This window comes from Roseovarius aquimarinus (assembly GCF_043661195.1).
Lineage (GTDB): Bacteria > Pseudomonadota > Alphaproteobacteria > Rhodobacterales > Rhodobacteraceae > Roseovarius > Roseovarius aquimarinus.
On sequence record NZ_JBIHMM010000001.1, the window covers coordinates 1,512,699 to 1,539,572 of the forward strand.

30 protein-coding genes are annotated in these 26,874 nt (G+C 58.7%); 13 read left to right on the forward strand and 17 right to left on the reverse strand.

The window, feature by feature from the left end; translation table 11 throughout:
- Positions 1 to 42: 42 nt before the first annotated feature.
- Both ACGRVM_RS07140 and ACGRVM_RS07145 read right to left on the reverse strand, forming a co-directional pair.
- A complete protein-coding gene (locus tag ACGRVM_RS07140; protein ID WP_377172714.1) occupies positions 43 to 828 on the reverse strand; it encodes a SapC family protein in 786 nt (261 codons plus the stop codon).
- Between the two features lie 97 nt (positions 829 to 925).
- Entirely contained in the window at positions 926 to 2,284 is a 1,359-nt protein-coding gene (locus tag ACGRVM_RS07145; protein WP_377172713.1) for a TolC family protein, read from the reverse strand.
- Positions 2,285 to 2,805: 521 nt separating this feature from the next.
- On the opposite strand from ACGRVM_RS07145, the gene ACGRVM_RS07150 reads away from it, so the two are divergent.
- The 5 genes from ACGRVM_RS07150 (at position 2,806) to ACGRVM_RS07170 (ending at position 6,120) form a co-directional block, all read left to right on the forward strand.
- Positions 2,806 to 4,104, forward strand: coding sequence for a tyrosine-type recombinase/integrase (locus ACGRVM_RS07150; protein ID WP_377172712.1), 1,299 nt, complete (start codon positions 2,806 to 2,808; stop codon positions 4,102 to 4,104).
- A 179-nt stretch (positions 4,105 to 4,283) separates the two neighbouring features.
- Entirely contained in the window at positions 4,284 to 4,874 is a 591-nt protein-coding gene (locus ACGRVM_RS07155) for a hypothetical protein (protein ID WP_377172711.1), read from the forward strand.
- An 84-nt stretch (positions 4,875 to 4,958) separates the two neighbouring features.
- On the forward strand, positions 4,959 to 5,243 hold the full coding sequence (locus tag ACGRVM_RS07160) for a helix-turn-helix transcriptional regulator (RefSeq protein ID WP_377172710.1): 285 nt from the start codon (positions 4,959 to 4,961) through the stop codon (positions 5,241 to 5,243).
- The gene (locus tag ACGRVM_RS07165) at positions 5,240 to 5,617 is read left to right on the forward strand and encodes a hypothetical protein (protein WP_377172709.1); all 378 of its coding nucleotides are present in this window, start codon (positions 5,240 to 5,242) and stop codon (positions 5,615 to 5,617) included. Before ACGRVM_RS07160 ends, ACGRVM_RS07165 begins: the two co-directional genes overlap by 4 nt.
- 47 nt (positions 5,618 to 5,664) lie before the next feature.
- Complete coding sequence (locus ACGRVM_RS07170; protein WP_377172708.1) at positions 5,665 to 6,120, forward strand: GntR family transcriptional regulator; 456 nt, start codon at positions 5,665 to 5,667, stop codon at positions 6,118 to 6,120.
- A gap of 188 nt (positions 6,121 to 6,308) precedes the next feature.
- Here ACGRVM_RS07170 and ACGRVM_RS07175 read toward each other — a convergent pair whose 3' ends face one another.
- The gene (locus ACGRVM_RS07175; RefSeq protein WP_394624033.1) at positions 6,309 to 6,542 is read right to left on the reverse strand and encodes a rhomboid family intramembrane serine protease; all 234 of its coding nucleotides are present in this window, start codon (positions 6,540 to 6,542) and stop codon (positions 6,309 to 6,311) included.
- 145 nt (positions 6,543 to 6,687) lie between these two features.
- Between ACGRVM_RS07175 and ACGRVM_RS07180 the strand changes: the two genes are divergently transcribed.
- Positions 6,688 to 6,918 (forward strand): HGGxSTG domain-containing protein, encoded by a 231-nt coding sequence (locus ACGRVM_RS07180; protein ID WP_394624037.1) that lies wholly within the window; start codon positions 6,688 to 6,690, stop codon positions 6,916 to 6,918.
- A gap of 184 nt (positions 6,919 to 7,102) precedes the next feature.
- Here ACGRVM_RS07180 and ACGRVM_RS07185 read toward each other — a convergent pair whose 3' ends face one another.
- From ACGRVM_RS07185 to ACGRVM_RS07235, 11 genes are all read right to left on the reverse strand, one after another.
- A complete protein-coding gene (locus ACGRVM_RS07185; protein WP_377172706.1) occupies positions 7,103 to 7,294 on the reverse strand; it encodes an HNH endonuclease in 192 nt (63 codons plus the stop codon).
- Between the two features lie 30 nt (positions 7,295 to 7,324).
- Positions 7,325 to 7,972 carry an aspartate/glutamate racemase family protein gene (locus tag ACGRVM_RS07190; protein WP_377172705.1) on the reverse strand — a complete coding sequence of 216 codons (648 nt, stop codon included), beginning with the start codon at positions 7,970 to 7,972 and terminating at the stop codon, positions 7,325 to 7,327.
- A complete protein-coding gene (gene hydA, locus ACGRVM_RS07195; protein ID WP_377172704.1) occupies positions 7,969 to 9,420 on the reverse strand; it encodes a dihydropyrimidinase in 1,452 nt (483 codons plus the stop codon). Before hydA ends, ACGRVM_RS07190 begins: the two co-directional genes overlap by 4 nt.
- Positions 9,421 to 9,440: 20 nt before the next feature.
- Complete coding sequence (locus ACGRVM_RS07200) at positions 9,441 to 10,742, reverse strand: NAD(P)/FAD-dependent oxidoreductase (RefSeq protein ID WP_377172703.1); 1,302 nt, start codon at positions 10,740 to 10,742, stop codon at positions 9,441 to 9,443.
- A gap of 15 nt (positions 10,743 to 10,757) precedes the next feature.
- Positions 10,758 to 11,516: a DUF1028 domain-containing protein gene (locus ACGRVM_RS07205; RefSeq protein WP_377172702.1), complete on the reverse strand. Its 759-nt coding sequence runs from the start codon at positions 11,514 to 11,516 to the stop codon at positions 10,758 to 10,760.
- Positions 11,513 to 12,907 carry an amidohydrolase family protein gene (locus ACGRVM_RS07210; protein WP_377172701.1) on the reverse strand — a complete coding sequence of 465 codons (1,395 nt, stop codon included), beginning with the start codon at positions 12,905 to 12,907 and terminating at the stop codon, positions 11,513 to 11,515. The genes ACGRVM_RS07205 and ACGRVM_RS07210 overlap by 4 nt, the downstream gene beginning before the upstream one ends.
- Position 12,908: 1 nt before the next feature.
- Positions 12,909 to 13,661 carry an ABC transporter permease gene (locus tag ACGRVM_RS07215; protein WP_394624034.1) on the reverse strand — a complete coding sequence of 251 codons (753 nt, stop codon included), beginning with the start codon at positions 13,659 to 13,661 and terminating at the stop codon, positions 12,909 to 12,911.
- A gap of 32 nt (positions 13,662 to 13,693) precedes the next feature.
- Positions 13,694 to 14,536 (reverse strand): ABC transporter permease, encoded by an 843-nt coding sequence (locus tag ACGRVM_RS07220; RefSeq protein ID WP_377172699.1) that lies wholly within the window; start codon positions 14,534 to 14,536, stop codon positions 13,694 to 13,696.
- A 64-nt stretch (positions 14,537 to 14,600) separates the two neighbouring features.
- Positions 14,601 to 15,743 carry an extracellular solute-binding protein gene (locus tag ACGRVM_RS07225; RefSeq protein WP_377172698.1) on the reverse strand — a complete coding sequence of 381 codons (1,143 nt, stop codon included), beginning with the start codon at positions 15,741 to 15,743 and terminating at the stop codon, positions 14,601 to 14,603.
- 101 nt (positions 15,744 to 15,844) lie between these two features.
- Positions 15,845 to 16,921, reverse strand: a complete 1,077-nt coding sequence (locus ACGRVM_RS07230; protein ID WP_377172697.1) for an ABC transporter ATP-binding protein — start codon at positions 16,919 to 16,921, stop codon at positions 15,845 to 15,847.
- 144 nt (positions 16,922 to 17,065) lie between these two features.
- Positions 17,066 to 17,968 (reverse strand): LysR family transcriptional regulator, encoded by a 903-nt coding sequence (locus ACGRVM_RS07235; protein ID WP_377172696.1) that lies wholly within the window; start codon positions 17,966 to 17,968, stop codon positions 17,066 to 17,068.
- A 102-nt stretch (positions 17,969 to 18,070) separates the two neighbouring features.
- Here ACGRVM_RS07235 and ACGRVM_RS07240 point away from each other — a divergent pair, with 102 nt between their 5' ends.
- From ACGRVM_RS07240 to ACGRVM_RS07270, 7 genes are all read left to right on the forward strand, one after another.
- Positions 18,071 to 19,006, forward strand: coding sequence for an N-carbamoyl-D-amino-acid hydrolase (locus ACGRVM_RS07240; RefSeq protein WP_377172695.1), 936 nt, complete (start codon positions 18,071 to 18,073; stop codon positions 19,004 to 19,006).
- The gene (locus ACGRVM_RS07245; protein WP_377172694.1) at positions 19,003 to 19,689 is read left to right on the forward strand and encodes a DUF1028 domain-containing protein; all 687 of its coding nucleotides are present in this window, start codon (positions 19,003 to 19,005) and stop codon (positions 19,687 to 19,689) included. The genes ACGRVM_RS07240 and ACGRVM_RS07245 overlap by 4 nt, the downstream gene beginning before the upstream one ends.
- Before the next feature lie 435 nt (positions 19,690 to 20,124).
- Positions 20,125 to 20,301 carry a hypothetical protein gene (locus tag ACGRVM_RS07250; RefSeq protein WP_377172693.1) on the forward strand — a complete coding sequence of 59 codons (177 nt, stop codon included), beginning with the start codon at positions 20,125 to 20,127 and terminating at the stop codon, positions 20,299 to 20,301.
- A complete protein-coding gene (locus ACGRVM_RS07255) occupies positions 20,289 to 21,146 on the forward strand; it encodes an amino acid ABC transporter permease (protein WP_377172692.1) in 858 nt (285 codons plus the stop codon). Before ACGRVM_RS07250 ends, ACGRVM_RS07255 begins: the two co-directional genes overlap by 13 nt.
- On the forward strand, positions 21,143 to 21,931 hold the full coding sequence (locus ACGRVM_RS07260) for an amino acid ABC transporter ATP-binding protein (RefSeq protein WP_377172690.1): 789 nt from the start codon (positions 21,143 to 21,145) through the stop codon (positions 21,929 to 21,931). Before ACGRVM_RS07255 ends, ACGRVM_RS07260 begins: the two co-directional genes overlap by 4 nt.
- Positions 21,932 to 21,983: 52 nt before the next feature.
- Positions 21,984 to 22,820 (forward strand): ABC transporter substrate-binding protein, encoded by an 837-nt coding sequence (locus ACGRVM_RS07265; RefSeq protein ID WP_377172689.1) that lies wholly within the window; start codon positions 21,984 to 21,986, stop codon positions 22,818 to 22,820.
- A 58-nt stretch (positions 22,821 to 22,878) separates the two neighbouring features.
- On the forward strand, positions 22,879 to 23,712 hold the full coding sequence (locus ACGRVM_RS07270) for a polysaccharide deacetylase family protein (RefSeq protein WP_377172688.1): 834 nt from the start codon (positions 22,879 to 22,881) through the stop codon (positions 23,710 to 23,712).
- A 277-nt stretch (positions 23,713 to 23,989) separates the two neighbouring features.
- Here the strand turns inward: ACGRVM_RS07270 and ACGRVM_RS07275 are convergent, their stop codons facing one another.
- From ACGRVM_RS07275 to ACGRVM_RS07285, 3 genes are all read right to left on the reverse strand, one after another.
- Positions 23,990 to 24,559: a rhomboid family intramembrane serine protease gene (locus ACGRVM_RS07275; RefSeq protein ID WP_394624035.1), complete on the reverse strand. Its 570-nt coding sequence runs from the start codon at positions 24,557 to 24,559 to the stop codon at positions 23,990 to 23,992.
- Positions 24,560 to 25,251: 692 nt separating this feature from the next.
- Entirely contained in the window at positions 25,252 to 26,115 is an 864-nt protein-coding gene (locus ACGRVM_RS07280; protein WP_377172686.1) for an ASCH domain-containing protein, read from the reverse strand.
- 24 nt (positions 26,116 to 26,139) lie between these two features.
- Positions 26,140 to 26,778 carry a helicase-related protein gene (locus tag ACGRVM_RS07285; RefSeq protein WP_377172685.1) on the reverse strand — a complete coding sequence of 213 codons (639 nt, stop codon included), beginning with the start codon at positions 26,776 to 26,778 and terminating at the stop codon, positions 26,140 to 26,142.
- Positions 26,779 to 26,874: the final 96 nt, after the last annotated feature.

Consider the following 26,874-nt stretch of genomic DNA (forward strand, 5'->3'; position numbering starts at 1 on the left):
TACCTGCTTACCCTGAAACTCAACAAAACGACCCGGACCCTATCAGTTCAGGCCCATCTCTTCGGCTTTCCCGACTTCGATACCGTCCTCGGCACCCGCGGCCTCGTCGCCTTCGATCGACTTCGATACCAGCAGCTCGGCATTGTGCATCGACAGCAAATGCAATTGGATGAGGTCGAGATCGCCAGAGCGGAACATCGCCGCAATCTTGTCATCCGGAAGGGCGCGCAACTTCTCGTTCGACACGCGCAGGAAGCCGGTCACACCACCGGCCTTGCCGTCGGAAAGACGGTAATCGATGCGCGCCTCCTCGAGCAGGTCGAGCTCCTGAAGCCTGTCGCAGAACTGCTGCGTGCGATTGTAGGTCGCCTGATATTCTTCCATGAAGTTGAGGACAGTCGACAGATACGTCGTTTCGGTGCCTTCGGAATCGAAGAGCCGTTCGCCGAGATTGTCTTCGTTAAGGCCTGAAAAGCTGTCGTCGACGCAGAGCGTCATACGCTTGCCCTCTTCCTCGACCGCGAAAACGAACGGATAGCGACGTAGGAACGCGGGCACGTAGCGCCCGGTCCAGGTGCCGTCCTTCGCAACGAAAGCATTGCGGTTCTCGGATGCCCCCAGCAGCGCCAGCGACACAACGCCGGTGTCCGTCTTGGCGAAAACGATGGGCATTTCGAGCGCGATGCGTGCAAATTCCGCATCCACGATGGGAAGGGAATTTAGATCCCGGGCGAAATCGAACGAAGTCGTCCGCTTGACCGAAACGTCGCGGTGGGTCTGCCGATTGACCGGAACCACTTTGTCATAGATCAGAAGCTGCTTTGTCATTCTTTCCGTCTCTTTCTTCTTCCGCGTCGCGGACTTTAAACTTCAAATGTGTAAAGGGCGCGTTGCGCCCCTTTGCCACGGCGATGCCACACGTCGGTCACCCGCCCGCGAAATCCCGTGACAGCGTTTCGATATCCAGCGCGCCGAAAAGCGCGTAGAGTTCCGCCTGAAGCTGCACCGCGCGGATGCGGGCGCCTTCGGCCTGTATTCCCATCGTATCGCGGCGCAGCTTGGCCTCGAGCACCTGCTCGAGCGCACGACGACCCGCACCGACCTGCTGCTCGGCGGCGGCCACGCGCTGCACGGCAACCCGGCGATCGCGTTCCGTTGCCGCAACGACGTCGAGCGACTTCTCCAAAGCAGATACGAGCGAGCGATAGCGGCGAACCGCCAGATCCTGCGTCTGTTTGATCCGCAACTGAGCGATCTCCAGGCGACGTTCGGCCTCCCTGACCTGCGAGCGGCGCACACCACCCTCATAGATCGACCAGTTCATCTGAAGCCCCGCCTCGGCGGACTGGATTTCAGAGCCGCCTCCGAAAAGCGAGCCGTCCGTCTGCTCATTCTCGAGTTCGAGCGTCAGATCGACGGTTGGCTGAAACGCGGCACGAACGCGATGCAGGCGCCGCGCAGCCACCGCGGCTTCGGCGCGTGCAATCTGAATCTGGGGATTGAGATCACCGAGGCGCGCTTCGTTGAAGGTTTGCAGGAAGGACCGCAGTTCGGCGACGCCGACCCCGCCGCGATAGCTCACGCCTCCGATGTCGGGGCCGGTGAAACGATGCAGTTCGAAAAGCGCCTCGGACAGGTCGAGTTCGGCGTCGGAGACATCGGCCTCGGCGGCGAACACGTCACCCTCGGCGCGCAACTGACGCTCGGCATCCGCGCGCCCGGCCGAAACGAGCTGAGCCAGATCCCGCACGAGATTTTGACGCGCGCTCATGATCGCCCGCGCCTGATCGACGCGCAGTTGCGCCCGGGCGACACCGAGGAAGGACGAGACGAGCAACCCCGAAAGCTCGGTGCGCGCGGCCTCGGCCTGCATCGAGACCAATTCCTGTTCGGCGCGGGCGAGCGGTAGCGCTCGAAAGCGGACCTGATCGTAGAGGGGCTGAGTTGCCGCGAGCGTCACCGTGGTCGTGGGATAGCTCGAGGTGCCTTCCTGGAAGGTGGTGTTGTCCTGATTGACGATGTCCTGATACGTCTGGATGTATGAGACGCTGAGGCGCACGCGGGGGAGTCGCTCACCGAAAGCCTGGCGCACGATTTCGTCCGAGACGTCCTGTTCGAGATCGAGAATTTCGAATTGCACTTCATTTGTGCGCATCAGATCCGCGGCCTGCGCCAGGGTCACGGATTGCGCCGAGGCGCCTGCGGGAACGCTGAAAAGAAGGCAAACCGCAACGGTAAGCTTCCAAAAAGAGCAGGATGGACGCTTCTCAACTTTTTTGCCCATGCGCTGCACCCTCGACACACCATCAATGCGCCGGTCGTCTCGAAAGCGTGCCGGCTTCCCTTTTGATACCCTCCCGCACTCTCGCCTGGCAAGGTTTTTTCCGTCTTTCTCGAGTAACGCGGCTCTCTGGACACAGCGCTTAAATGCCTGAAGATTTAGCGCCACGACAGCGCTCGAGATGGACTGATGACCGACGTCCAAGCACGATAAACTTCAACTGAATTCTACCAATTTCGAATGATTGACGCGTCAAGACGCCAAGGTGCAGCGGAGGATTGCGGCCGCAAATTATGTTGCTATGTGAGAAGTCCGAGATGTGCTTGCGCCCGTGCAGGCTCTAGCAGTCACAGCGTCATGAAATATGGCGGAGACGATGCCCGCCATTAGGAAGTAACTCCCCGACGCAACCAGTCTCAATATCCCTTGTTTATAATGGCCAACTGCGATTTCCTTATCGCAACCCATTGCATCACGTCGCATACATGTTCACAGTTATTGGCGGGTAAGATGATGGGTGTGCTATGCCGCGTTTGGCTAGGGAACTTTCCGCGCTTGATGTGAAGAGGCTGCAGCATCCGGGCACCGGACGCAATGTCACCTTTGCGGTTGGAGGGGTGTCTGGGCTTCTCATGCAGATAACCCCCAACGGCGGCCGCACCTGGTTGCTAAAGACGACGGTCGGAAACAAGCGAAGAGAAATCGGGCTTGGTGGGTTTCCCGACGTGACACTGGCCCAGGCGCGCGAGCGAGCACGTGAAGCAAAGCATCAGATCCGGCAAGGTATCGATCCCATCGAAGAGCGTAGAGCAGCAAAGGCAGCGCTGACAACCGCCCAAAGACGTGGTTTGAGCTTCGCAGAGGCGGTGGACAAGTGCCTTGCTGCCAAACTGGAAGCTTTCAAGAACCCTAAGCACCGCGATCAATGGCGCAATACCCTAGAGACTTACGCCTTGCCCGAGCTTGGCGCGATGCTGGTAAATGAAATCTCGGTTCAGGATGTGTTGCGAGTCTTGGAGCCGATCTGGCAAACGAAGACCGAAACGGCGTCGCGCGTTCGAGGTCGCATCGAGGCGGTTCTGTCTTGGGCCACGGTGTCCGGGCATCGCATTGGTGACAACCCGGCACGCTGGGCCGGCAACCTAAAGGAATTACTGCCGGCTGCATCAAAGGTTGCGAAAAAGGGGAACCATCCTGCGGTTCAGATAGGTGACGCGCCTCGTTGGTTCGCATTGCTTCGCGCGCGGGATGGAATGGGCGCGCGCGCTCTGGAGTTCACGGCGCTGACCGCTGTCAGATCACAAGAAGTGCGCGGCGCGCTCTGGGACGAAATTGATCTTAAGACGGGTATCTGGGTGATCCCAGCACATCGCATAAAGATGGATCGTGAACATCGTATTCCGCTATCGCCACACGCGGTGGACCTCCTCAAAGCGGTCCCTCGCTTTGAGTCAAACCCCCTAATATTCCCCGCTCCTCGTGGCGGAAAAATGTCTGACATGACGCTAAGTGCAGCAATGAAAAGGTTGCATGTTGCTAACTTGGCAGCGGGCGGGTCCGGCTTTGTAGATCGCGTCAGCAAGCGTCCGGCTGTGCCACATGGCTTACGAAGCACATTCCGAGATTGGGTTGCAGAGCGCACACACTTTCCTGGAGACATGGCTGAGGTGGCTTTGGCTCATAGGATTAGCAATGCTGTTGAAGCGTCATACAGGCGCGGCGACATAGTGGAGAAGCGCCGCAAAATGATGATCTCATGGAGCGACTTTCTGGCCGGAAGGCCAACATCAAATGCTTCAGATGTAATGAGCTTGGTTGGCTGATGAGACACTTCACTCCATGCAACTGCGACCGCCCTTACGAAAAATGCTATCGGTGCGCTGTGGAAATTGTCCTCCGGGAGCTTGGTTGGGACCCAGCTTGTCAGTGCCTCGGCCGAGATAGGTCTTCTTGTTTGAATGAATGTGGTCCAATCCGAACGGATTGGACTACCGCCTTCGCGATGGCCAAAACTACAAGCAGTGAACTTGCGCTCCAACGGTTAAACAGTCGTGGCATGACGCTTCGGAGGTTTATTATCTCCGACGGCGAGGAGCATTCGGAATTTACAAATGAAATATTGGCTGGGGCCCGCCCTGATCCTGATAAAGGTCACACTGCAATCTTCGCGCACGATGTTGAGAAAGCAGCCATTGAACTTGCTAGTGAAATTGCTTCGGAACCGCTCAGCTTTGATGCCGCTATTCTCCTTGTGTCTAAACAGATCAGACTTAACCGCCCCATTCCGGACGTCCTGCGAGAATGGGCCGCGGACGCACTAGAGGGTCGCATCAAACGGCCTAAGGGAAGGGGGAAGCATCAAGGCGCCACAAAATTCCGAGATCGGCTGATAGCGAGACTGATCAGGGATGTCGTTGATATGACTAACTTGGCCGCGTCTAGTAATGCGCGCGAAGATGGCTCAAGTGCCTGCAACGCTGTTGCTGAAGGGTTTAGACTTTTGAGGCTTCAACCTGACAGCTACGAGTCAATGATAAAAATATGGAGACGCCGCCACGATCTGTTGGAGGTTTCGTTTCCCGAGCGTGTGTAAAAACGCTCAACACATACTACAAACGACCGCAAAAAACCTCCGTTTTACGTTGGCTCCAGTCGCAACCCATTGGAGCCAAATGCAATGCCCGTCAATGATCCGAAGGTAACGTTCAACAATACCCCGACCGGCATGCCGGGCGAGGGCTCAACCGGCTTGCCCTGCCAACACCCGATCGAGGTCCGGGGCAAGTATTTGTCGGACGTCCAGCTCGCTGCACGCTACGGCGTTCATCGGTCGACCCCGTGGCGCTGGACCAAGGCCGACGAGACTTTTCCCAAGCCGGTCAAGCTATCGCCGCAGTGCTCGCGCTGGAAGCTGTCTGACATCGAGGCATGGGAAGCCGCCAAGGCGGCGGCCCTAGTATGATGGATTTTTTGTGCCGGGATGCGGGAGTGGAGGGCAGCGGAGTTTATCAGGCGATGAGCTCCCTTTGGAAAAGTGTCGAGCAGCTCGGACACGGCAACTACGTCCCGGTAGGATGCCGAGAGCTGGAACTGAGTCAAACCAAACTCAAAAAGTATTGCCTGCCGGCGCTCACGGCCAAGCAAAAAAACGAAGTTTGGCAACGCGGGCCGGATGAATACGCATCTGAGTTGGATGCGTTACTGCCCGAAACTCATCACCCGATGGTGCGAAGGGTTATCGATGGTCGTCTGCCCGCGTATGAGCTGGAGCGCCTGAAAGAGATTGAGCGCATCGAGCACGAATGTCGTCTGCAAGCTATCGGAAGGACTTCGTAATGGGGCGAGACAAGAGGAATGAAGACCGAGTCGAGCATTTCACAAAGATGGTTCGCAAAACGATGGAAACGCCGGCATGGCGCGCGCTGGGTCCCAACGCGCAGGCGCTTTATCCTTGGCTCAAACTGGAGTGGCGGGGAGCGGAAAATAACAACAACGGCAAGATACGTCTGAGCGTTCGGCAAGCAGCTGAAAGGTTGGGTGTCGGCATCAACACGGCAGCTCGAGCGTTTCACGATCTTCAGGCGAAAGGCTTCATCGTCGTGACCAAGCACGCGCGCCTTGGCGTTGTAGGGCAAGCGACCTCCCCAACTTTTGAGTTGACGGAGATCGCAGTACCTCACGGTGACCGACGCGACGGGCGCAATCTCTTCAAGGACTGGAAAAAGGGCGCGGATTACCCTGTGCAAAAGGCAGCCGTGCACAACGCGGACGGCCGTCGTGGAAAGCAAAACCCTGTCATCAAATTGGCGACGGCGCGTCACCAAAATGGTGACGCCTGAATGTCGAACGTCACCAAATCAGAGACAGAACGTCTTTAAAGTGGTGACGAAAAGAGCAGTTTCGCTTGGGTCGGCGTCACTAAATCGGTGACATCCTTACCTACCATCTACAGAGGGCGAACGGGGCGGGGATCGAGTCGCTAACCGAGCAATGCTTCGGCAGGAGGCGGTTTAACAAGCTACAGCCTTCAATGGCGCGCAAAGCTCTGGCCGGCGAGCCACCCAGCCAGCCATCCACCCAGATGCGCTTCCCAAGCCAGCCCGCCCGAGAAGATCACGAAGAGTGCGATGTTGGCCGCGACCAGACCCAGGATCGCCATGGAGAGTGGCTGCAAGGGACGGCCTGACCGTCGCCGCTTTCGGTAATCTGCCGCTTGCCGAACTCCAATCAGACCGAAGACCGCACCCGACGCGCCCATCATCGGCGCGCTGCTCGAAGGGCCAGCAGAAGGTGACGGCTAAGCATGTCCATATTCACGCGGGCGGCTAGGCTGTTGTCGGGACCATCGAACGACCGGGGGGATCAGACAAAAATGGAGTAACAACCCCATGCAAAACAGATTGATAATGCACCTGAGCCCTCGCTGTGGCGCGAAGACGCGGGCCAAGACGCCGTGCCTGTCCCCCGCGATGGCGAACGGCCGCTGCAGAATGCACGGGGGAAAGTCTCCGGGCGCACCGCCCCATAATTCCAATGCGCGTAAGCATGGCCTCTATACCGCCGACGCCATCGCCGAGCGGCGAGAGGTGGCACAACTACTCCGTTCCATGCGTGGGCTGATCAAAGAGGCGGACTGATAAGTCGCTTTTCGAAAGCGCGGCTAATGCTTCCTTCCATTCCTGAGAAGGGATCTCCCCACGAAACCGCGGGATCGACCACCTAAAGTTCGCAGTTTGAAGTGGGCGATGCCCGACCGCAGTAAGGGCGCTGTTTTTTTGAAGTTCTCGAAGTGAAAGCTGAGGCTATTGAATGAGACTTAATCTAAGAGGGTTCTGTCGCTGAGGCTCTGGTAATCGGGTGATGCCATTTGTTTTGAAGCTTCGATAGCCTTTGTTCCGGGTCGATCGAAATCAGGTGCGACTCAAAAAGCTCGTGAAGATCGCTCATCAACATAAGACCGTTGTTCGCCAGAATTGTGTGGTTCCTGTAGGGGTACGTGCACGCTTCAACCAAGTGTAACTCGGTTCATAAATCCGCGAAGTATCACAAGGTGGCCGCAAGAGCCATACTGCCCGCAGCTTGAACCGGGTCGATCACGGCCATCTGAAGTCGGGCCTCCAGATCTCCCCGGCGGGGCGCGAATCCAGCGCAACCCAGCACCAGCGCGCCGGCTCCGCGAGACTTGAGGTTCTGGCCGAGCCGCACGACATCATCGAAAACCGCGTCCGAATGGCCTACTTCCTCGGCTGAGGCATTGTCGAGCGGCAACTCGTCCACCATCCGCGCCAGCACGCCCATCTGCCGAAGTCTGAGCTTGTGCCGGGCTACCGAGCGCGGACCCAGCGCAATAATGCCGAAGAGATCGGCGCGCGACATCGCTGTAAGAACGCCCGCCTCCTGCAACCCCAGAACCGGTTGCGGCAGGGTGGCGCGCAGCACGTCGATACCCGGATCGGAAAAGCAGGCGACGACATAGGCGCTGCAATCCGGGCGGCTGCGCGCCATGTCCAGCACATCAATCGCCGCCCGTGCCGCATCCTCGGCGCTGGCGATAGTGGCGGGCCCATGCGGCACGCCAACGGCTTCGAAGGCTGGGCCGCGTGCGAGCCGTAGCGGCGCGAGCGCCGCCGTGATGCCATCCGTCACCGCGTCAGAAGAGTTGGGGTTAATGAAAAGGATGGGGCCGGTCATCTTGGCGCCTCGTCGGCACGCATCAACGCGACCTCCTTGATGGGTCGAGCAGTGCGGCCCGTCAGATCAGTGCGCTCGCGGGCAAAGAAGCGCCCCTGCCCCTTTGCCCCGTGCAATTCGCCATGCTCGACAATCACTTCACCGCGAGTGATCACGACCTCTGGCACGCCTGTCAGTTCCAGCCCCTCAAACGGGGTGTAGTCCATATTGTCATGCTGATCCCCCAGCGTAACACGGCGCACGGTCTCGGGATTCCAGATGGCAATATCGGCGTCCATACCAGGCGCGATTCGGCCCTTTTTTGCCACGCCGAAGATACGCGCGGCATTCGTGGCGCTGAGCGCGACGAACTCCTCGGGGCGCAGCCGTCCCTTGATCACCCCTTCGGAAAACAGCCAAGGCAGGCGTGCGGCAACACCCGGCATGCCATTGGCGATCTTGGGATAGGGAGCGTCCTCGCCGTTCATCAGCTTGCCCGTCTTGTCATAGCGGTACGGCGCGTGATCCGAGCTGACGCTATCGAAGGTGCCTGTCTGGACGTGACGCCAGAGTGCCTCTTGCGTTGCCTCATCGCGGACCGGGGGCGAGCAAATGTATTTTGCGCCCTCCATGCCCGGACGGTCCAGATCGGCCCGCGTCAGTTCGAGATATTGCGGGCAGGTCTCGGCAAAGATTGGAGCGCCCTCCGCGCGGGCGCGTTGGACGCGCCGCGCGCCCCCGTCGGTCGAGACATGCACTATGAAGAGCGGCGCACCGGCCAGCTGGGCCAGCGTGATGGCGCGGTTAATCGCCTCTTCCTCGGCCAGTTCGGGGCGCGACAGAGCGTGATACTTGGGCGCGGTCTTGCCGCGAGCAGCCAGCTCGCGGTTCATCCAAGCAATCATCGCCTGGTTTTCCGCATGCACCATCGTCAGCGCGCCGTGATCGCGCGCCACGCCAAGAATATCCAACATGCCGACATCGCCGATATTCAGCAGATCATAGGTTGTGAATACCTTAAGCGAGGTGATCCCGCGCGCGAATGCGCGGGGCAAACCGGCGGTCAGCACGTCCTCGGTCGGGTCCGAGACGATCAGATGGTAGGAATAATCTATCACCGAAGGCCTAGCCCGCGCGTCATAGGTGGCGATCACGTCATCGATGCTCTGCCCGCGATGCTGCGCGGCGAAGGGGATGAAGGACGAATTGCCGCCGAACGCGGCCGAGATCGAGCCCGACAGATAATCATCCGCCGTCATGATGCCCGACGCGCTTTCCTGTGCGATATGAGCATGTGTCTCGATTCCGCCAGGCATGACGAGCCGCCCACCCGCGTCGATCCGGCGCGTGCCACCGGGCAGGCGCTCAGCCACGGCAGAGATACGGCCCTGCGATATGCCCAGATCGCCCCGGTATTGCTCGGTCGCGGTGACGATTGTGCCGCCGTGAATGACTGTGTCGAAGTCCATTATACTGCCCCTTCATTGCGCTAGCCGCGCGCCGCCCTCAGATCTCGGTTGTCCTTCATCTGGTGCCAGCGCACCAACATTCCCGCGCCCCAAGGGGCGAAGGGGCGGAACGGCACCGAATTGAAGGGCAGCGCATCGAACGCCGTCTCGCTATCTGATTGGCCCAGCATCCGGCGCGCCAGCTTGGTGCCGAAATAGATGGCCCGTGTTACGCCCGAACCGCAATAGCCACCCGCCAGCCAGACACCGTCGACCTGCCCCAGATGGGGCGAATGATCGGCGGTATATGCGATCTGGCCTGACCAAACATGCGACAGCGGCGCGTCGGCAAGTTGTGGAAAAACGCGCGTGATCGACCGGCGGAACGCGGCCTCGCGCGCGGCGAGGCTGGCCCCACCCGCGCCGAAGCGCCCGCCGAAGATGAAAGATCGGCCATCGGGCGTCGGGCGATACCACATGAAAATGCGGCCTGTCTCGCCATGCATTCGGGCCTTCGGGGTCAGCTCGGCCATCTGCTCTGGCGTCAGCGGGCCGACGGCGCAGGCCCCTGTCTCGATCGGGACGACCCGGCAATTCAGCACAGCGCTGCGCCGGTCCGAATAGCCGTTGGTTGCCAGCACGACCTCGCGCGCATTCAGCACGCCCTGATCCGTCTGGACCTCTGTGCCGCCCAAGCCGCGCCGCAGGCCTGTGACGGCGCAGGGGGCGAGGATGCGCACGCCGGCCTCGAACGCCTTATCCACAAGCGCCAGAAGCAGCTTGCGCGGATGCACCCCGCCGTCGCGGACATAGACGACGCCGCCATGATAGAAATCGCTGCCAATTTCGGCTCGCTGCTCGGCTTTTGGGACATTATACGAGGGCAGCCCGATCTTAGCCCGCAACCAGTCACATTCGCGCGCCGACGCCCCGTAATGGGCAGGCGTACGGGCTCCGCGAAACCGGCCCGCCAACGTAAGATCGCACTCGATTCGCTCTTCTTCCAGGAACGTCTGTAGGTGATCGAGCGCGCGTAGGCCCTCGCCCAGAATGGCGATGGCGCGCGCCTCGCCATAGGTGTTGACCAACCCGGTGATGCCCAGCTTATGCAACCCTGGACCGACCATGCCACCGTTGCGCGACGAGGCGCCATGACCCACCGCGACCGCATCAAAAACCACCACGTTTCGTCCAGCGCGGGCGAGGTGCAGCGCGGCGGTCAGGCCGGTGTACCCCGCGCCCACGACCGCGACGTCGACCTTGGCAGGCAAATTCTGTGGCGCAGCCTCGGGGCGCGCCTGATCGTCGTTCAGCCAGTAAATGCGCTCGCCGGAAAACGGCATGGCCTTCTCCCAAGCCTATTTCAGGGTCCATTTGTCGGCATCGCGGGCTGCCGGAAATCGCTTTTCAAGACCAAGCTCGGCAATCCGGGCGACACTGGCGTCGAAGAGGACACGCGACACTGGGACCATATCGGGTGATAGCGCAACCTGACGGAGACGCTCTTCGCGGTCCTTGTAAGCCGTCAAAAGGGAGCGCAGCTCTGCCACGGCATCCTGCGGAGCGATGTCGATGCGTAGGTCATAGGCGTCAATCCCATGCTCGCCCGACACGCGCAAGGCTGCCGATTGCAATTGGCCCATGACCTCGCCGCCCGCATCACGCCCTGCCTCGAGCGCTGCCATCAGCCGCGCCGCCAAGGGGGCTTCCGCCTGCGTCTCGAATGCGTCGGCCATCGCGTTGGTCACGCCGTCATTGTCCAGAATATTGCCTAGCGCCAAGCAGTTGTGCCGTGCGCTGTGGGTGTAGATCGAATACATACGCCGCCCGTGATAGGCGGCGGCGCGGCCTGCTGCATCCAGCACGCCAACCTGCCGCCATTCGATACTATCGCTCGACGCGCAGATGCGCCCCAGCACATCGTTCGCCTCTAGGCCGTCGCGCAGAAGGGCGATTCCCACATCCCCCAGCCGGCTGTCGGTGCGGTGCTGCGATAGGACCGCGCCCTTGCCATGCGCCAGCCGCACGCAGCGCGCGCCAACGGCAAGGTCCGAGGTGGTGATGGCCGCGCCGAACGCGCCGGTGACCTCGCATTTGCCTATGATGGAAAATGTCATGGCCGGGCTCCCTTTGGGCTGAATGGGGCATCGCGCGCGGGCATGGGCGCGTCCCCACCATTGGCTGCAAAGCGGGCCCACATGGCATCCGTCGCCGCCTGCGCCTCGTCTATCGCCGCGCCTTCGTCCACCGTGGTCAGGCGGCGGTCGCGCATCAGGAAGCGGCCCGCCACCATCGTGTCCGTCACGATACCCGGATGCCCGTAATGTACGAGGTTCGAGATAGCCGAGAGGCGCGGTGCCATGACCGGCGTACGCATGTCGATCACGGCCAGATCAGCACATTTTCCCACAGCGATGCTGCCAATGCCATCATGACCCAGCGCTTCGGCCCCGTTCAGCGTGGCATAGTTGAATATATCGTTCGGCATCGGTGATACCGAGCGGCCATAGGCCCCGCGATGCAGCGTCAGTGCGGATTTCATCGACTGGAACATATCCTCGGTCATGTTGTCGGTGCCGATGGCGATTTTGACGCCCGCATCCAGAATCGCCTTCATCGGCAGCGGATGTGGCCCCTTGGCAGACATCGAGGCGGGACTATGGATCAGGCGCGTGTCGGTCTGGGCCAGTGTCTCGACATCGCTTTTGGTGCAGAAGGTCCAATGCACGGCCAAGAGATCCTCGCCCAAAAAGTCGTTGGCGGCGAGGTATTCAGTCGAGGTGCAGCCGTGCAGCTTTGCCACCTGCTCCTTCTCGCTGATGATTTGGCTGAGATGAATCGTGCGGCGCAGCCCGTGCTTGCGCGCCAGTTCGGTCACCTGCCGCAGCATCCATGGGCTGCAATTGTCGGGCGCATGGGCGGCCATGATGACGCGCACGCGGTCGTCCTCGCTGCCGTGAAACCGCTCGATTAACTGCTGCGTGCGGATCAGGAACGTCTCGCCGAAATCGCGGTCAAAGCGGTAGGTGCCGCTGCCGACCTCGGTCGTGACCGCGTCGGCGCAGCTTTCTGCAAGCCACAGCCGCATCCCCGTGTCGATCATCGCAGGAGCATAATCGGCCACATGGCGCAGCGGATCGACCATGGTCGTGGTACCGCAACGTATCGCCTCGGCGCAGGCGAGCCGCGCGATGGCCGCGCGCTCGGCAGGCTCCAGGAGATATGAGGCCGGCACCATGTATTGGTAGACGAGATTGCCCTCAATATCCTCAACCGTGCCGCGGAGGACCAAGAGTACAGCGTGAGTGTGGCTGTTTATCAGTCCGGGAATGATCAGGCGACCGCTCATGTCGATGGGCTCGAACCCCTCGAACTCAGTACCACTCAGATCATCGCGGATTGCGGCGATGCGGCCACCTTCAATGGCAACAAAGCCTTGGCGCAGCACCGGAACGCGCCCTTCATGCGCAACATGCAGCCCATTCTTTAAAATATAGCGACCAGTCACTTCAAGACGCCTCACGGTTGCGCCAGATAGTGATAATCGTCACCAAAATCGTAAGGAGCACCAACATGGTGGCAACAGATGCGATAGTCGGGTCTATGCTCTCTTGGATACCCTCCCAAATCATCTTGGGCAGGGTCGAAACATTGCGCACGGTAATGAAGAGAACGCCAACGATTTCGTCAAAGCTGACGATGAAGGCAAAGATCGCCCCGGTCAGCATGCCTGGCATCGCAGCGGGCAGCACGACCGCGCGTACTGTCTGCCAAACCGACGCGCCCAGACTGCGCGCCGCTTGCGGAATGCGCGGATCAAGGTTGGCCAATGCGGCAAAGACCGAAATCGATACGTAAGGCAGTGCCAGCAGCGTATGCGCTAGAATGACCCCGCCATGCGTGTCGATCAGGCCCAGCGTCACCCAGAAGCGATAGAAGCCTAGCGATTGCACGACCGGCGGCACGAGGATGGGGGTGATTAGGATCCAGCGCGCGACGGTTGAAGCGCGGTTCGACAGAAACCAGCAGCCGATGGCGAAGGCCGTACCCAGAACCGTGGCGCAGATGGCGACGACAATGCCTATCCAGACGCTGGTCCATGTCGCGGAGAGCCAGCGAGGATCGTTGAAATAGGCCACGTAGTGCTGCAGCGACAGCTCCTCCTTGGGTAGGCCGATATAGCTGGTATCGGTAAGCGAAACCGGGATCACAACAAGGATCGGCAGCAGAAGGAATGCCAGGACCATCCATGCGCCGGTCATGAAGAATATGCGAAATCCACTGGTTCTGCGCATCACTTCCGCTCCAGAAGGGCGCTTCGCAGATTCACGAAACGCGCGGCAATCGCGATAACCATCGCTGTTGCCACGAGAAGTGCAACAGACAGTGCCGAACCGAGACCCCAGTTCAGAAACTCTTGGATCTGATAAGTGATGTACTCTGAGAGCATCAGCACACGCCCTCCGCCCAAAAGGGCTGGCGTGATGAAAAAGCCAAGAGACAGGACGAACACTAGCAGCGCTCCCGACATGACGCCGGGCATCGTTTGCGGGAAGAAGACCTTGCGGAACGCGGTAAGTTCACTCGCGCCAAGGCCGCGTGCGGCATCCACATAAGCGCCTGATATGCCGCGCATGTTGGCCATCATCGGCAGAACAGCGAACGGTAGCATGACGTGGATCATCGCGAGTACAACGCCAAATTCATTGTGCATGAGGCGCAGGGGGCTCTCAATAACACCCGCCCCGATTAGCGTGTCGTTGACGATGCCTGAGCGGCCCAGAAGTACGATCCATGAAAAAGAGCGGATTAGCACCGATACCCAAAAGGGCAACAGCACCAGCGCAACCATCAGCGGCTTCACTCGGCGCGCGTAATTGCTGATCACATACGCCACGATATAGCCCAGGATCAGGCAACCGATCGTTGTCTTGATGGCGATGCGGAAGGTCAGGATGAAACTGGTGGTGACCGCGCTGGAATCGAACATGCGGGTGTAGTTGTCGATGCCTGCGGTCGGCTCGGTCAGCGAAATCTGCCAGATGCCCAGCAGTGGCCAGATGTAGAAAACGATCATGATCATCAGCGCCGGAAGCACCAAAAACCAGTATCTGTAGCTGTCTGAGAGGCGCAGCATGATTTCCTCGCTGGCGGAAAACTTCGTGGGATGGAGGGGCGCGGCAGGCGCGCCCCAAGCTTGATCAGTTGATCAGCGCATCGATGTATTTCTCTTCGGCTGCGACCTGGTTCTTGCCGTACCATTCGTCGTTGTAGAAGATCTGCTGCGCGAGGTTCTCTGGGCTTGAGGGGTTCCACTTTTGAAGGTCTTCAGGAACCAGCGGCGCCGCTGCCGGGTTCGCCGGGCCAGACCCTAGCATTTCCAGCCATTGCACTTGCAATTCTGGCGTCTGCGCGTGCCTGATGAACTTCATCACTTCGTCGCTGCCGGCGGGATTGTTATTCGGAACGACCCACATGCCGGGTGCCAGCACGCCGCCATCAAACGTCGCCGTAAAGGCGCCTTCGGGCATCTGATCCTTTAGCAGGTGTGCTCGTGTCGACCAAATGTTCCCGATCGCGACCTCCTCCTGCAGAAAGAGGTTCTGGCTTTCACTGCCTGATCCCCAGACGATTATATTCTCACGCAGTTGGCGGAACTTGTCGATTGCGGCGTCTATCCCATCCTCGGAACTCAGCGCATCATAAACTTCGTTTGTGGGCACACCCATTGCCATGGTCGCGGATTCCAACATGCCGCGCACCGATTTGCGGAATGTCCGCATTCCCGGGAAATCGGCAACGTTCCATACATCCTCCCAGTTCTGGGGCACGTTGCCATCCAGCAGCTTGGGGTTGGCGGCCAGCACGTATGAATACACGTAGTTGCCGACAGCATGACTGTAGGCGGCTTCTTCGAGCACGGCATAGCGATCGACGATGTCATAATTGATTGGCTGGATAACACCCTGCTCTTCGAGGATGATCGCCGTGCCCATGCCGCTGTCGCACAGATCCCAGACGACCGCGCCAGACTCGACCATTGCGCGAATTTTGCCGCCCGAAGGGCCCGAGCCGTCGACGATCACAGGGATCCCCGTCTCGGCGGTGTAGGTGTCGCACATCACCTCCTGAAGAACTTCGGATGCGCGGCCGCCCCAATTGACCACGACGATTTCCTTGGTTTGCGCCATGGCCTTGCCGCTGAGCGCTGGCAGAGCGCCTAACACCATCATGGACGAGATGAACCCGCGCCGTGTAAGCAGGCCTTCCCGATACTTGTAGGCTGCGATCTCGATCAAGTCCGCCTTGACCTCGTGATCGGTTGTGTCGTTGAAATCAGTCATTCTGTTTCACTCCTTGTTAGGGCCACGGTCGGCGACGCCTCCGCGCTCTGTTTTATTTCTCCTTCAACCAGCGCCTGTGGTCGCGCCGTTCTTCTGATCGGTCAGGCCGCTTCGCCCGTCAAAATGACAGGGGCATCTGCGTCCCAACCAAAACTGATCGGCAAGCCCGCTCTGGGGGTGACGCCCGCCTTCCATGTCGGCTGCGAGATCATCAGTGTGCCCGCCTCTTCATGCTCAATCATCACCAGGCACCGCTCGCCAAGGTAGCTTACTTGCCGAACCGTACCGTCCAACATCTCGGCGCCCGGCTCTGCAAGTCGGATCCTCTCTGGGCGCAGAGCGACCTGCAGAATATCTACCGAAGGCACGTCGCCGGGGGCTTTCACCGCGAAGTCCGTGCCTCCAATGGCACAGGTGAGGGCATCGCCCTCTCGCGCCTTCACAGACAGCTGGAGAAAATTCGACTTGCCGAGAAAATCTGCGACGAAGCGGTTGCGCGGAGAATTGTAGAGCGTGTCCGGCTCGCCCTCCTGCTGGATACGACCATCTTTCAGAATCACCACCCGGTCCGACATAGACAGCGCCTCGTCCTGATCGTGCGTCACGTAGATGAAGGTCACTCCCAGACTGTCATGAAGCGACTTCAACTCCCATTGCAGGTCAGCGCGTAGCTTTTTGTCGAGCGCAGACAGCGGCTCGTCCAAAAGCAGCACCTGCGGTTCAAATGAGAGCGCCCGTGCCAGCGCGATGCGTTGCTGCTGCCCGCCGGAAAGCTGGGTAGGCATCCGGTCCGCGAAATCCTCCATCTGCACCAAGCCGAGGCAATATTCGACGCGCTGTTTTACCTCTGCTGCTGGTCTTTTGCGCACCTTCAGAGGAAACGCGATGTTGTCGCGCACCGTCATCGTCGGGAAAAGAGCATAGCCCTGAAATACCATGCCGAAGTCACGGTGCTCGGGCGGCTCATGAGTGATGTCGCGCCCGCGCAGCTCGATCCGCCCTTCACTGAGTGGGGCGAATCCTGCGATTGCGGACAAGAGCGTTGTCTTGCCGGAGCCCGATGGGCCAAGCAACGTCAGAAACTCGCCTTCTTCGACATCAAGCGTCACATGGTCGAGCGCAAGAACCGAGCCATAGCGCTTGGTCGCATCTGCGATGGTTAGGATCGTGTCTGACATGATTTGAACGCGCCGTCCTTTCTGTCGGGCAGCCAAGCAGCAGCCTTCATTGACCAACCAAAGCACAGCAATCAACAACCTGGAAATTAAAAAAACTACCCCAGTTATAATCGGGAATTATATTTATCCCTACGGCGGCCGTTATCACTTCAAGATTTTGAGATGGTGGGCTACATATTCACGGAAGAAGTTCTGAAATTGCAGGGCGACATGGGAGGTCGGAAAGAGCTTGGACGTCGCCGAATGGGCGCGTAATTCCAGCACCGGATCAATCGGACGCAGCACCACCCCCGGCACTTCACGCCCCGCCACGGCAAAGCTGTCGACCAGCGCGACACCTACCCCGTTCGCAACGAGCTCGAGCGCTGCCATTGTATGCCGGACCTCAAAGAAGTACCGCCGCTCAAGACCTCGGCTGGAGAATGCGGCGTCAATGAGCTGACCCAACGGTGTATCGCTTGAATACGAGATGTGGCGTGCATGGTTCAGCGCTTCGAGGCGCACTCTGCCTGACAGAGCCAGCTCATGTCCTTCGGGGCAAGCGCAGAGCAACTGAGCCTCGGCGATTGGCCGCACAATCAAGGCGGAATGGCGCGGCTGGCTTATCGATAGGCCTAACTCGGTTTGACCGCTGACTAATCGGTTCGCGATCTGGTCAGTATGACCCAAGTCTAGCGAGACATTCAGTTTGGGTCGTGTCTTGAGAAACTCAGAGATGATCGGGGGAAGGATCCGTTGACCAATAGACGGGGTAGCGACAATGCTGAGCCGTCCAGTCGTACCGCCCCGCAACTCTTCGATGATGGAAGCGACACGACGTTGCTGCGTAAAGAGGTGCTGGGCCTCTTGTGCAATGTGGCGGGCCTCGGGTGTAGGGATCAGGCGCCCTCGCTCGCGCTCGAACAAGGGAAAACCGGCAAGCGTTTCGATATGGCGGATCATATTGCTAACCGCCGGCTGGCTAACGGCCAGAAGTTCGGCGGCCTTGGCAGTTGTTCCCAACTCAATCACAGCGCAGAGCACTTCCAGTTGGCGCGCATTAATCACATCAATAACCTCGAATTATCATCTGCCTTATAAAATTTATTTCACACTGATGCCCTCCCTGTCTAGCAAAGGTATAACAGTCATCGCCCTAAGGAGAGCCGCATGTCGCGCAGCGAGGTTTTTGCAGTTGCTCAGATGGGGCCGGTTCATTTGGCCGATACCAAGGCCGCCGTCGTGTCCCGCCTAATTGACATGCTGCGCGAGGCGCATGGACGCGGCGCCACTTGGGTCACCTTTCCCGAACTGGCACTCACTACGTTTTTCCCACGCTATATCTACGACACTCCCGAGCAATACGATGTATTCTTCGAGGAGGGCCTGCCCTCGCCCGCGATGGTCCCACTGTTCGATGTCGCGCGGAATCTGGGTGTCGGGTTTTACCTCGGCTACGCGGAGAAAGTGCGAGAGGGCGGTCAGATGCGCCGCTTCAACACCTCGGTCCTTGTCGGCCCAAATGGCGATGTCCTGGGCAAATATCGCAAGATTCACCTGCCCGGCACTGTCGACCCAATAGGGGATCTCGAATTTGAGCATCTGGAAAAGCGCTATTTCGAAGTTGGCAATTTGGGCTTCCCAACCTTCTCAACGTCCTCGGGTCGGTTCGGCATGTGCATATGCAACGACCGACGTTGGCCGGAGACCTTCCGCGTCATGGCCTTGCGCGGCGCCGAGGTATTCATGCTGGGCTACAACACGCCTACACGCAATATTCACCACCACGAGCCTGCATACTTACGTGAATTTCATCACCGTCTCAGCATGGAATCGGCGGCCTATCAGAATGGTGCATGGGTAATGGCGGCGGCAAAATGCGGCTCCGAGGACGGATTTGCCATGATCGGCGGCTCGATGATTGTCGCCCCCACTGGCGAGGTCGTCACGCGCGCAGCCAGCGAGGATGACGAGGTGATCACCCACAAATGCGATCTTGACATGGGCGCTTATATCCGCCGCTCAGTCTTTGATTTCGCACGGCATCGCCGTATCGAGCATTACAAACCGATAACTGAACAGACGGGGGTGGAGATTCCAGAATGACCTTCTCCTTAGCGGGGCGGTGCCGTGAGAGTGGGCAGATTGGCTATGTCGTAGCCACATCTTCGGTTTGCGTGGGCGCGCGTGTTGGGGCAATCGCCGATGGGGTGGTGGTTTTCTCGCAGGCGCGCACCGATCCCCGCCTTCATGCTGTGGGCCTCAGCGCGTGGCGACAGTCGCCCGGCGACGCGGAGGGCGCGCTGAACGCCATGCACAGTGCGGCAGTGGCACCCCATTGGCGACAGTTGGGTGTATTTCCGATGGACGGCACGCCAGCGCATCACACTGGCGCATCCTGCCTCGATCATTGCGGCGGCGTGAATGGCCCACATTCGATGGCAATCGGAAATTTTCTGGGAACAGCTAAAGTGTTGCCGGCTATGATCGAAAGCTTCGAAAGTGCCACGGGCCCTCTCGCCCGCCGCCTTCTGACCGCGATCCGCGCCGGAGAAGCGGCAGGTAGCGAGCGGGAGCCGCTGCAATCCGCATCGCTTGTGGTTCTAGGCGCGGATGATCTCAAGGACGTGGATCTGCGCGTCGATTTCGCACAGGCCCCTTTGGCCGCAATGGTCAGGCTTCTGGATGACTGGCTTCCCAAGGCGAGCGCCTACCGCATCCGTGCGCTGGATCCGGACAAAGCACCCGCGTCGGCAGATGTGGAAGGCAGGGACCGGCCTCTCGGATAGGGAAACCCGAATCTCCGATGGCACGACACAGTCCCCCCAAACGGTTCTCTTGCAAAGAACCGGCTTAGATGGTTTGCAGCTGAAGAATGTGAGCACGTGCATTTTGCGCTTCCAGATGGTGCGAAACGCGGGAGTGGCGCACCGGATGCGATATGCCACTGTAGAAAATCCCTCATTTCAAGCACTATCCGCTTTTGGGCTTTCACTCCGGAGTGAGCTCCGACCGATTGCACCACCGCTAGCGCGTTCTTCAAGACGCCTGGAACCGAGACCACAAGCCGAATTTAAACGCTGAGAACTGCCCCGGGACCGCCTTTCCAAACGACCAAAGATTCCACTATCTATAATTTATTATTATTCAGGCACCCTCATATTTTATTTCTCAGTGAGGGGCTGACTCCCTAGCGTCTGATCAAGGACCCAACGGAGCATATCATGAGCCTTATGGATTTTTTTGCGGTCGAACCGATGACGCCCTGTGGTCTTGTGCTCAACAAGCATTCGGTCGGCACGTTGGGAAGGGAAACGCAAAACCTTGTTTTTTCCTACTGTGTCGTTCCCCTAGCATTTGCCAGCCCGGCCGTGAGCGGAGGTGTTCCATGCGTGCGGTGAAGCATGAGACCAGTGACCTTTCGACCATCGCAAAGATGGTCCTTGTGCGCCGACGACCTTGGGGGCGGATGATCTCAGCTGCCTTGGTGGCATTGGCGGTCGCGATGGTGATCCGAGCGTTCGCCTTGGGCGATGTCGAGTGGGACTATGTCGCCCGGTACCTGACGGCGAAGTCCATCTTGACCGGCATCGTCAATACCGCAGTAATGTCAGTTTGCGCTATGGCGCTAGGGATCGTTTTGGGGATTATCGTCGCGCTGATGCGCATGTCTGAGAACCCGGTTCTGACGGTCGTGGCTTCCGGATATGTCTGGCTGTTTCGCGGCGCGCCTGCGCTTCTTCAACTTTTGCTATGGTACAACCTTGCCCTCATCTTTCCCACCATCGGCATTCCTGGCCTATGGGAGGTCCAGACTGTGGATGTCATGACACCTTTTGTGGCAACGTTGTTGGGGCTCGGCATCGCTCAGGGAGCGTACACGTCTGAGGTTGTGCGTGGTGGATTGATGGCTGTCGACAGCGGTCAGTTCGAGGCCGCTAAGGCGATTGGTATGCCGCCGATGGCCATGATGCGCCGGATAGTGATGCCGCAGGCAATGCGCGTCATTCTTCCTCCGATCGGAAATGAATTTATCGGCATGGTCAAACTGACTTCACTGGCCAGCGTTATTCAATTCAGCGAAGTCCTTCACTCGGCCCAGACAATCTATTACGCGAATGCGCGGGTCATAGAACTGTTGATCGTCGCAAGCATTTGGTACTTGGTCGTGGTGACCGTGCTGACCATCGGACAAGGCTTCATTGAACGACGGTTTGGCCGCGGCGCGCAGGCGGGTCGGCTATGACCAGTCCTACAAACCCACAACCAAACTTACCCATCGTGTCGGCGGTCAATGTCGTCAAGACCTATGGCAGCATTCGCGCGCTCGACAACGTATCTCTCGATGTTGAGAGTGGCACGGTAACCTGCGTTATTGGTCCGTCAGGCTCGGGAAAGAGCACTTTCCTGCGGTGCATAAATCAGCTCGAGACGCCCGACGGCGGCGCGATCCGAGTGAATGGGGAATTGGCAGGACACCGTGTCGTTGGAGGTTGCCTGCATCCACTTACAAGCCGAGAGATCGCGCGGCAACGCAGCAGGATCGGTATGGTGTTTCAGCGGTTCAACCTCTTTCCGCACATGACCGTACTTCAAAACGTCACTGAAGGCCCAAGACAGGTCTTGGGTCACCCCGGCAGGCAGTGTCGTGAAACGGCTGCCCGCGTACTGGAGCAGGTCGGGCTCTCGCACAAACTGGACGCGTATCCGAGCGAGTTGTCCGGCGGACAGCAACAGCGTGTCGCCATAGCGCGAGCATTGGCGATGGACCCCGCCGTCATGCTTTTTGACGAGCCGACATCGGCGCTGGACCCGGAACTGGTGGGCGAGGTTCTGAAGGTTATGAAGGATCTTGCGATGTCAGGCACCACCATGATCGTCGTCACACACGAGTTAGCATTTGCCAGCGATGTGGCCGATTCCGTCGCCTTCATGGCGGAAGGCCGATTAGTCGAAATCGGCTCAGCCGACCAAATCCTGACGGATCCCAAGGAAGAAAGAACGCGGGCTTTCATTTCGGCCGTCAGATAGCGACCGCGCGCAAAAACAGCGAAAATATAACCAGCAACAGTGGAGATTACAGATGGACTTATTCAAAACAACTGCAGGCGCACTCATAGCAAGCGTCGCACTCTGCGCGCCCGTGGCCGCCCAAGAGCTTCCGGCGGACATCGAGAAGGCGGGCGAAATCAAGATCGCGCTTTTCCCAGCCTTCCCCCCTTTGGCTTATCGCGATACCGAAACCGATGAGTTGACAGGCCTTGACGTGAAACTGGCCGAAGAGATCGCTCAGGATCTGGGCGTCAGCATCAACTGGCAGGAAGTCAGCTATGACGCCGCTGTACCCGCTTTGGCGACCGGGCGAGTCGATCTGGCGTTTTCGATGGTGAACCGCCCCGAAAGCCAGGAAGTGCTGGATTTCGTCGACTATATCCGCTCGGGCGCGCAGCTTTACTCCAAAGCGGCCGATGCGGAAGAATTTACCCAGATGACCGATCTCTGCGGCAAGACAGTGGGCGGAAGCCGGCGAACGGCCTACCCCGCAGATGCCGAAGCATGGAGTGAGGCAAACTGTGTCGCCGCTGGCCTGCCTCCGATGGAGGTGATTGGCACCGAAGGATCGGCCGACGCACGTGTTCAGCTTAAGCAGGGGCGCATTGACGCCGTCGTACAAAGCAGTGAATCCGTGCCGTGGATCATGAGCCAGGAAGAGGGCGAATATCACCTGATCGGCGAGCCTTTCGCGAACTCCTTCATTTCTATCGCCTTTACCAAGGACTCGACCGAGCTGCGCGATGCGATCATGTCGTCTCTCCGTACGCTTTACGAAGATGGACGGTATCAGCAAATCCTCGCTGACACCGGATTGCAGGTGAATGAGATCGAGGCGATCTCGATCAACGGCACACCTGTCGAATAAAAAAAGAGGCTTGCAGCTTCCAAGGCTGCAAGCTCTTCGCCGCGAAGGAGGTGCTACCATGGCCCATCTGGTCTGCATCACAGTCGATGTCGACAACACATCCGCCATGCTGGCACGCGGCTATGACGGCCGCGCGATGTTGTCCCGAGGGGAATTTGGCGTCGTTGGCACCTCAAGGCTCCTCAAGCTTTTTGCCAAGCACGAGATGAAATGCACCTGGTTCGTCCCGGGGCAGACGCTTGTCAGTTTCCCCGATTCGATGGCGCCTGTCGTCGCAGACGGCCATGAGTTGGCAGTGCACGGCTGGACCCACCGCCAGCCCATCGCGATGAGCGAAGCCGAGGAAGAAGACGAGCTTATACGCGCGGGAGACGAAATTGCGAAATTTCAGGGTAAGCGTCCGATCGGGTACCGCGCTCCATCGTGGGAGCCGAGTTGGGCGACCACGAGGTTGCTGGCAGCGAATGGGTTTGTCTATGACAGCAGCCTCATGGCCGATGATTATACACCCTACTATCCACGCGAGGGCGACGTTCATCCGGTCGACGGTCCTTTGCAGAGAGGGCTGCCGGGGAGCGTTCTCGAGATCCCCGTCAGCCCCACACTCGACGATTTTTCTGCGTTCGAGATAATGCGCGGCCCTGATGGCAGCGTGCTGCCGGGTCTTCGATCGGGGCGCGATGTGCTCGAAAATTGGCTCAATGATTTTCTTTGGATGCGGCAAGAGCTCGCCAAGGGAGTTATGACGCTGGTGGTTCATCCGCATGTGATAGGTCGCGGCCACCGGATGATTTTCCTCGAAACATTGATCCTGAAAATGAAAGAAGCCGGGGCGTTGTTTTCAACGATGGCGGAGGCAGCCGAAAGGTTTTCGCCTCGGGTAGACGGCTAGGCTCTGGACTTCGGTAACCGTCCTATTTTCTGTGACGCGAAACCCTAAGATCTAAGATCAGCGAAACGGCGTCACAAAAACCCGGATACATATACATCTAACCATAGGCTGTCGTTTTTTAGAGATCCATTGGCAGGGAAGCGGGGCCGAAGCACTATTGTCGAACTAAGAGCAACGCGTGGCGTCGAGTTTAATGCTAGTCGAGTCATATCCTCGGCTTGCCAAGCCCGAGCCTAACGTTGATCGGGCGTGGTGCGTTCTGGGTATGCGGCAGGCGTCAGTGCCGCGCAAAGCTCTGGCCAGCGAGCCAACCAGCCAGCCATCCACCCAGATGCGCCTCCCAGGCGAGTCCGCCCGAGAAGATCACGAAGAGAGCGATGTTGGCCGCGACCAAACCCAGGATCGCCATAACGAGCGGTTGCATAGGAAGCCCTGACCGCCGCCGCTTTCGGTAATCGGCCGCTTGCCATACCCCAATCAGACCGAAGACCGCACCCGACGCGCCGATCATCGGCGCCGCGGTTGAAGCCAGCAACCCGAAACAAGCCCCGCCCGCTACGGCCGATACGAATAGCACCAGCAATGTTCTGGCCGCGCCAATATTGGACGAGACGAACTTTCCTAGAGAAAGAAGAACGACACCGTTCATGGCAAAATGCGCGATCCCACCATGCAAAAAAGCGTGGGTTACGAACATCAGGGCGCTCTGGCCCGGATAGACCGGCTGCGCCGTGCCCCAAAGGACCGGCTGCCAGAATGCCCCGAGCACGAACGCCGACCAGCGAAGGTTCTGAGTTCCGAAGAAGCCAAAAGAGGAAAGGGTCAGGATGAGCTCGATTGCGGTCATGACACTGACGAGTATCCAAAGAAACGTCGGCGCGCCGGGCTGAGACGCCAGGCGCATGGGGTGCTGATCTCTTCGCGATTTGAGTTCCATGACTGGGAGATAATACCTGATCGATGCCAAACCAAACTCGAGCGTCAGATCAGGTTAGATCGATGCGGAGCCGTAAGCGAAGTTTCACTGCGGGTAGACGGATGAGGAAGGTTGCCCGTAAGGAGTGACGCGTAACAAAAGAGAGGTGATACTACCTGCAACAGTTAAGAAATGTTAAGGTCTAGGTCGAAAATCGAGATCACATAAATCGCCCAAAAAAGACAAGCGACGCAAGCTGCAACACCCGCTGTTGCCGACGGCAATGTTTGTAAAGGTTGGTGTCGCTGTCGAAAATTTTGGCCACATGAAACATCGAAAATGGCATGTGATCCACGCGGCAACACCACGTGACACAACCAGCAACTTAACAAAACTTAGCCGAAAGAAGGCAGTAGTGCGTAACGAAAGCGGCGTGACGCAACCTGCAACAGTTCGTAAAGGTTCGTCCCGAGGCTAGGAATCGCAGACACCAAAAGTCGCGAATTTTGCCGTTATCGATGCAGCTGTTTTACGTGCGCGAACAGCCGCGTTCCAGACAAGTGGAGTGAGCACGACCCGCGAGCTCACCATCCTATCTGAAGCAGAGCTTGGCGTTTTTTGCGTCACATCGTCGATTTGCTAGGCTGAAGGCGCACGCTGATCCTGTATGGTGCGGTCTCAGTGAAGACGACAGTATCATGCTCATGTGCACCTGCTGCCGCGAAGAAACGTCGAACCCATCCTCTGGCCCGAAAGATCGACTTCGTACCGTCGATGTCGGTTTTGGCTGTTTCAGGCCCACCCCAGTCAATTTCCAGGCGCCGGGGTGCTGCCTCCGCTTTATTGGATCCGCCGATCACGTCTCGGGGAAATGCGCTCATGAGTGATGCCAGTTTTATATGGTTGTTTCGGATATTGCCCCCGCTCAGGACACTCCGACCGAGGACCTTTCGGCAACCGTCAGGCAAGGGAGGCATCGGTTCTCGATCCCGCATATTTTGTTTGTCATTGCTTGTAGCATCTTCGGGTGTGGCCGCCAGAGCCGACACTTTATCGACCGTTCGGGCTGGAACGATTTCGGCTACAGAAGGCTTACGATCAAGGTATCGTGTCAGCTGTCTGCGAACATAAGGTTCCAATGTGACCCAAATCACCGCGCCGGCTTTGTGCTCATAGGGCACAGGCCGGTCGAGGGGGATGATGTCGGAAAGCTCCCACGGCACCACCCATTTTGCAACTTCACCTCGACGGATCATGTCTTCCGGAATCCGATGGTGATCATGATTGGCGATCATTTGAGCTTGATTCAACGCTTTTCTGCATTGCGCTAGGTAAGCGAGCCCGACGACGGTTCCGCTGCCCTTCCGGATCAGACCAATCCAGCCGCGAACCGAAGTAGCCTGCGAACGCATCTCCCAATCTTTACGGCCGTTGAGAATGTGTTCAATCCATGGATCGGCGATGATTAGGCCGCGTGTTACTGTCATTTATTTACCTTTTACAAGCTTTGCTCAGATGAGTTCATAGGAGCCGTCCGGCGCGGGTGAGACGGTAGGCAGCTGGTCGCGCCGGAACAGTTCCGTCATGCTGTCGGCGAGCATCGCGTGCTTGCCTCGAGCCGGCTGCGCAACCGCGTGTGTCAGCCCCGAAACGTCCGAGGAATTGTCGCCCATTGGCCAGAGCGCCTGTTCGGCAAGCCTCCGCTTGCGCTGCATGAGGCTTTGCAGGAGGCAGTCGAAGCTCTGGGCGCCCAGTTCCGGGTGCAGCGCCATCGGGATATGCACCGAAACCGGCCGCGTCTGCCCGATACGATGTACACGGTCGTTGCATTGCTCTTCCACCGCAGGGTTCCACCAGCGCGAAAGGTGAATGACATGCGTGGCGGCCGTAAGGGTGAGGCCGGTACCTGCGGCCTTTGGCCCGAGAATCAACATGTCAAACCCGCCGTCTACGCTAAGGTGACGCTGAAAACGGTTTACGATCTCCTGCCGCCTCGGGATTGGCGTGTCGCCATTGATAACATCTATCCGTTGTAGACCGAACATGTGGCGCACGATCTCGGCAAAGCGAAACTGCATTTCACGATGTTTGATGAAAACCAGCACTCGCTCATCGACCGATTTGATTCGACGAAGAATGCTGCGTAGCAAGACAACTGCGCTTGACACCCTCGCATTATATCGGTATTTCTCGATATATGGATAATAACTCCGCTCTTGAGGCCTTCGCTGCCCTAAGCCAGCCGA

Coding starts and splice junctions, on each gene's coding strand:
- ACGRVM_RS07140 (WP_377172714.1), bottom strand. CDS start 828: ATGACAAAGCAGCTTCTGATCTATGACAAAGTGGTTCCGGTCAATCGG.
- ACGRVM_RS07145 (WP_377172713.1), bottom strand. CDS start 2,284: ATGGGCAAAAAAGTTGAGAAGCGTCCATCCTGCTCTTTTTGGAAGCTT.
- ACGRVM_RS07150 (WP_377172712.1), top strand. CDS start 2,806: ATGCCGCGTTTGGCTAGGGAACTTTCCGCGCTTGATGTGAAGAGGCTG.
- ACGRVM_RS07155 (WP_377172711.1), top strand. CDS start 4,284: ATGGCCAAAACTACAAGCAGTGAACTTGCGCTCCAACGGTTAAACAGT.
- ACGRVM_RS07160 (WP_377172710.1), top strand. CDS start 4,959: ATGCCCGTCAATGATCCGAAGGTAACGTTCAACAATACCCCGACCGGC.
- ACGRVM_RS07165 (WP_377172709.1), top strand. CDS start 5,240: ATGATGGATTTTTTGTGCCGGGATGCGGGAGTGGAGGGCAGCGGAGTT.
- ACGRVM_RS07170 (WP_377172708.1), top strand. CDS start 5,665: ATGGTTCGCAAAACGATGGAAACGCCGGCATGGCGCGCGCTGGGTCCC.
- ACGRVM_RS07175 (WP_394624033.1), bottom strand. CDS start 6,542: ATGATGGGCGCGTCGGGTGCGGTCTTCGGTCTGATTGGAGTTCGGCAA.
- ACGRVM_RS07180 (WP_394624037.1), top strand. CDS start 6,688: ATGCACCTGAGCCCTCGCTGTGGCGCGAAGACGCGGGCCAAGACGCCG.
- ACGRVM_RS07190 (WP_377172705.1), bottom strand. CDS start 7,972: ATGACCGGCCCCATCCTTTTCATTAACCCCAACTCTTCTGACGCGGTG.
- hydA (WP_377172704.1), bottom strand. CDS start 9,420: ATGGACTTCGACACAGTCATTCACGGCGGCACAATCGTCACCGCGACC.
- ACGRVM_RS07200 (WP_377172703.1), bottom strand. CDS start 10,742: ATGCCGTTTTCCGGCGAGCGCATTTACTGGCTGAACGACGATCAGGCG.
- ACGRVM_RS07205 (WP_377172702.1), bottom strand. CDS start 11,516: ATGACATTTTCCATCATAGGCAAATGCGAGGTCACCGGCGCGTTCGGC.
- ACGRVM_RS07215 (WP_394624034.1), bottom strand. CDS start 13,661: ATGACCGGCGCATGGATGGTCCTGGCATTCCTTCTGCTGCCGATCCTT.
- ACGRVM_RS07220 (WP_377172699.1), bottom strand. CDS start 14,536: ATGCTGCGCCTCTCAGACAGCTACAGATACTGGTTTTTGGTGCTTCCG.
- ACGRVM_RS07225 (WP_377172698.1), bottom strand. CDS start 15,743: ATGACTGATTTCAACGACACAACCGATCACGAGGTCAAGGCGGACTTG.
- ACGRVM_RS07230 (WP_377172697.1), bottom strand. CDS start 16,921: ATGTCAGACACGATCCTAACCATCGCAGATGCGACCAAGCGCTATGGC.
- ACGRVM_RS07240 (WP_377172695.1), top strand. CDS start 18,071: ATGTCGCGCAGCGAGGTTTTTGCAGTTGCTCAGATGGGGCCGGTTCAT.
- ACGRVM_RS07245 (WP_377172694.1), top strand. CDS start 19,003: ATGACCTTCTCCTTAGCGGGGCGGTGCCGTGAGAGTGGGCAGATTGGC.
- ACGRVM_RS07250 (WP_377172693.1), top strand. CDS start 20,125: ATGAGCCTTATGGATTTTTTTGCGGTCGAACCGATGACGCCCTGTGGT.
- ACGRVM_RS07255 (WP_377172692.1), top strand. CDS start 20,289: ATGCGTGCGGTGAAGCATGAGACCAGTGACCTTTCGACCATCGCAAAG.
- ACGRVM_RS07260 (WP_377172690.1), top strand. CDS start 21,143: ATGACCAGTCCTACAAACCCACAACCAAACTTACCCATCGTGTCGGCG.
- ACGRVM_RS07265 (WP_377172689.1), top strand. CDS start 21,984: ATGGACTTATTCAAAACAACTGCAGGCGCACTCATAGCAAGCGTCGCA.
- ACGRVM_RS07270 (WP_377172688.1), top strand. CDS start 22,879: ATGGCCCATCTGGTCTGCATCACAGTCGATGTCGACAACACATCCGCC.
- ACGRVM_RS07275 (WP_394624035.1), bottom strand. CDS start 24,559: ATGACCGCAATCGAGCTCATCCTGACCCTTTCCTCTTTTGGCTTCTTC.
- ACGRVM_RS07280 (WP_377172686.1), bottom strand. CDS start 26,115: ATGACAGTAACACGCGGCCTAATCATCGCCGATCCATGGATTGAACAC.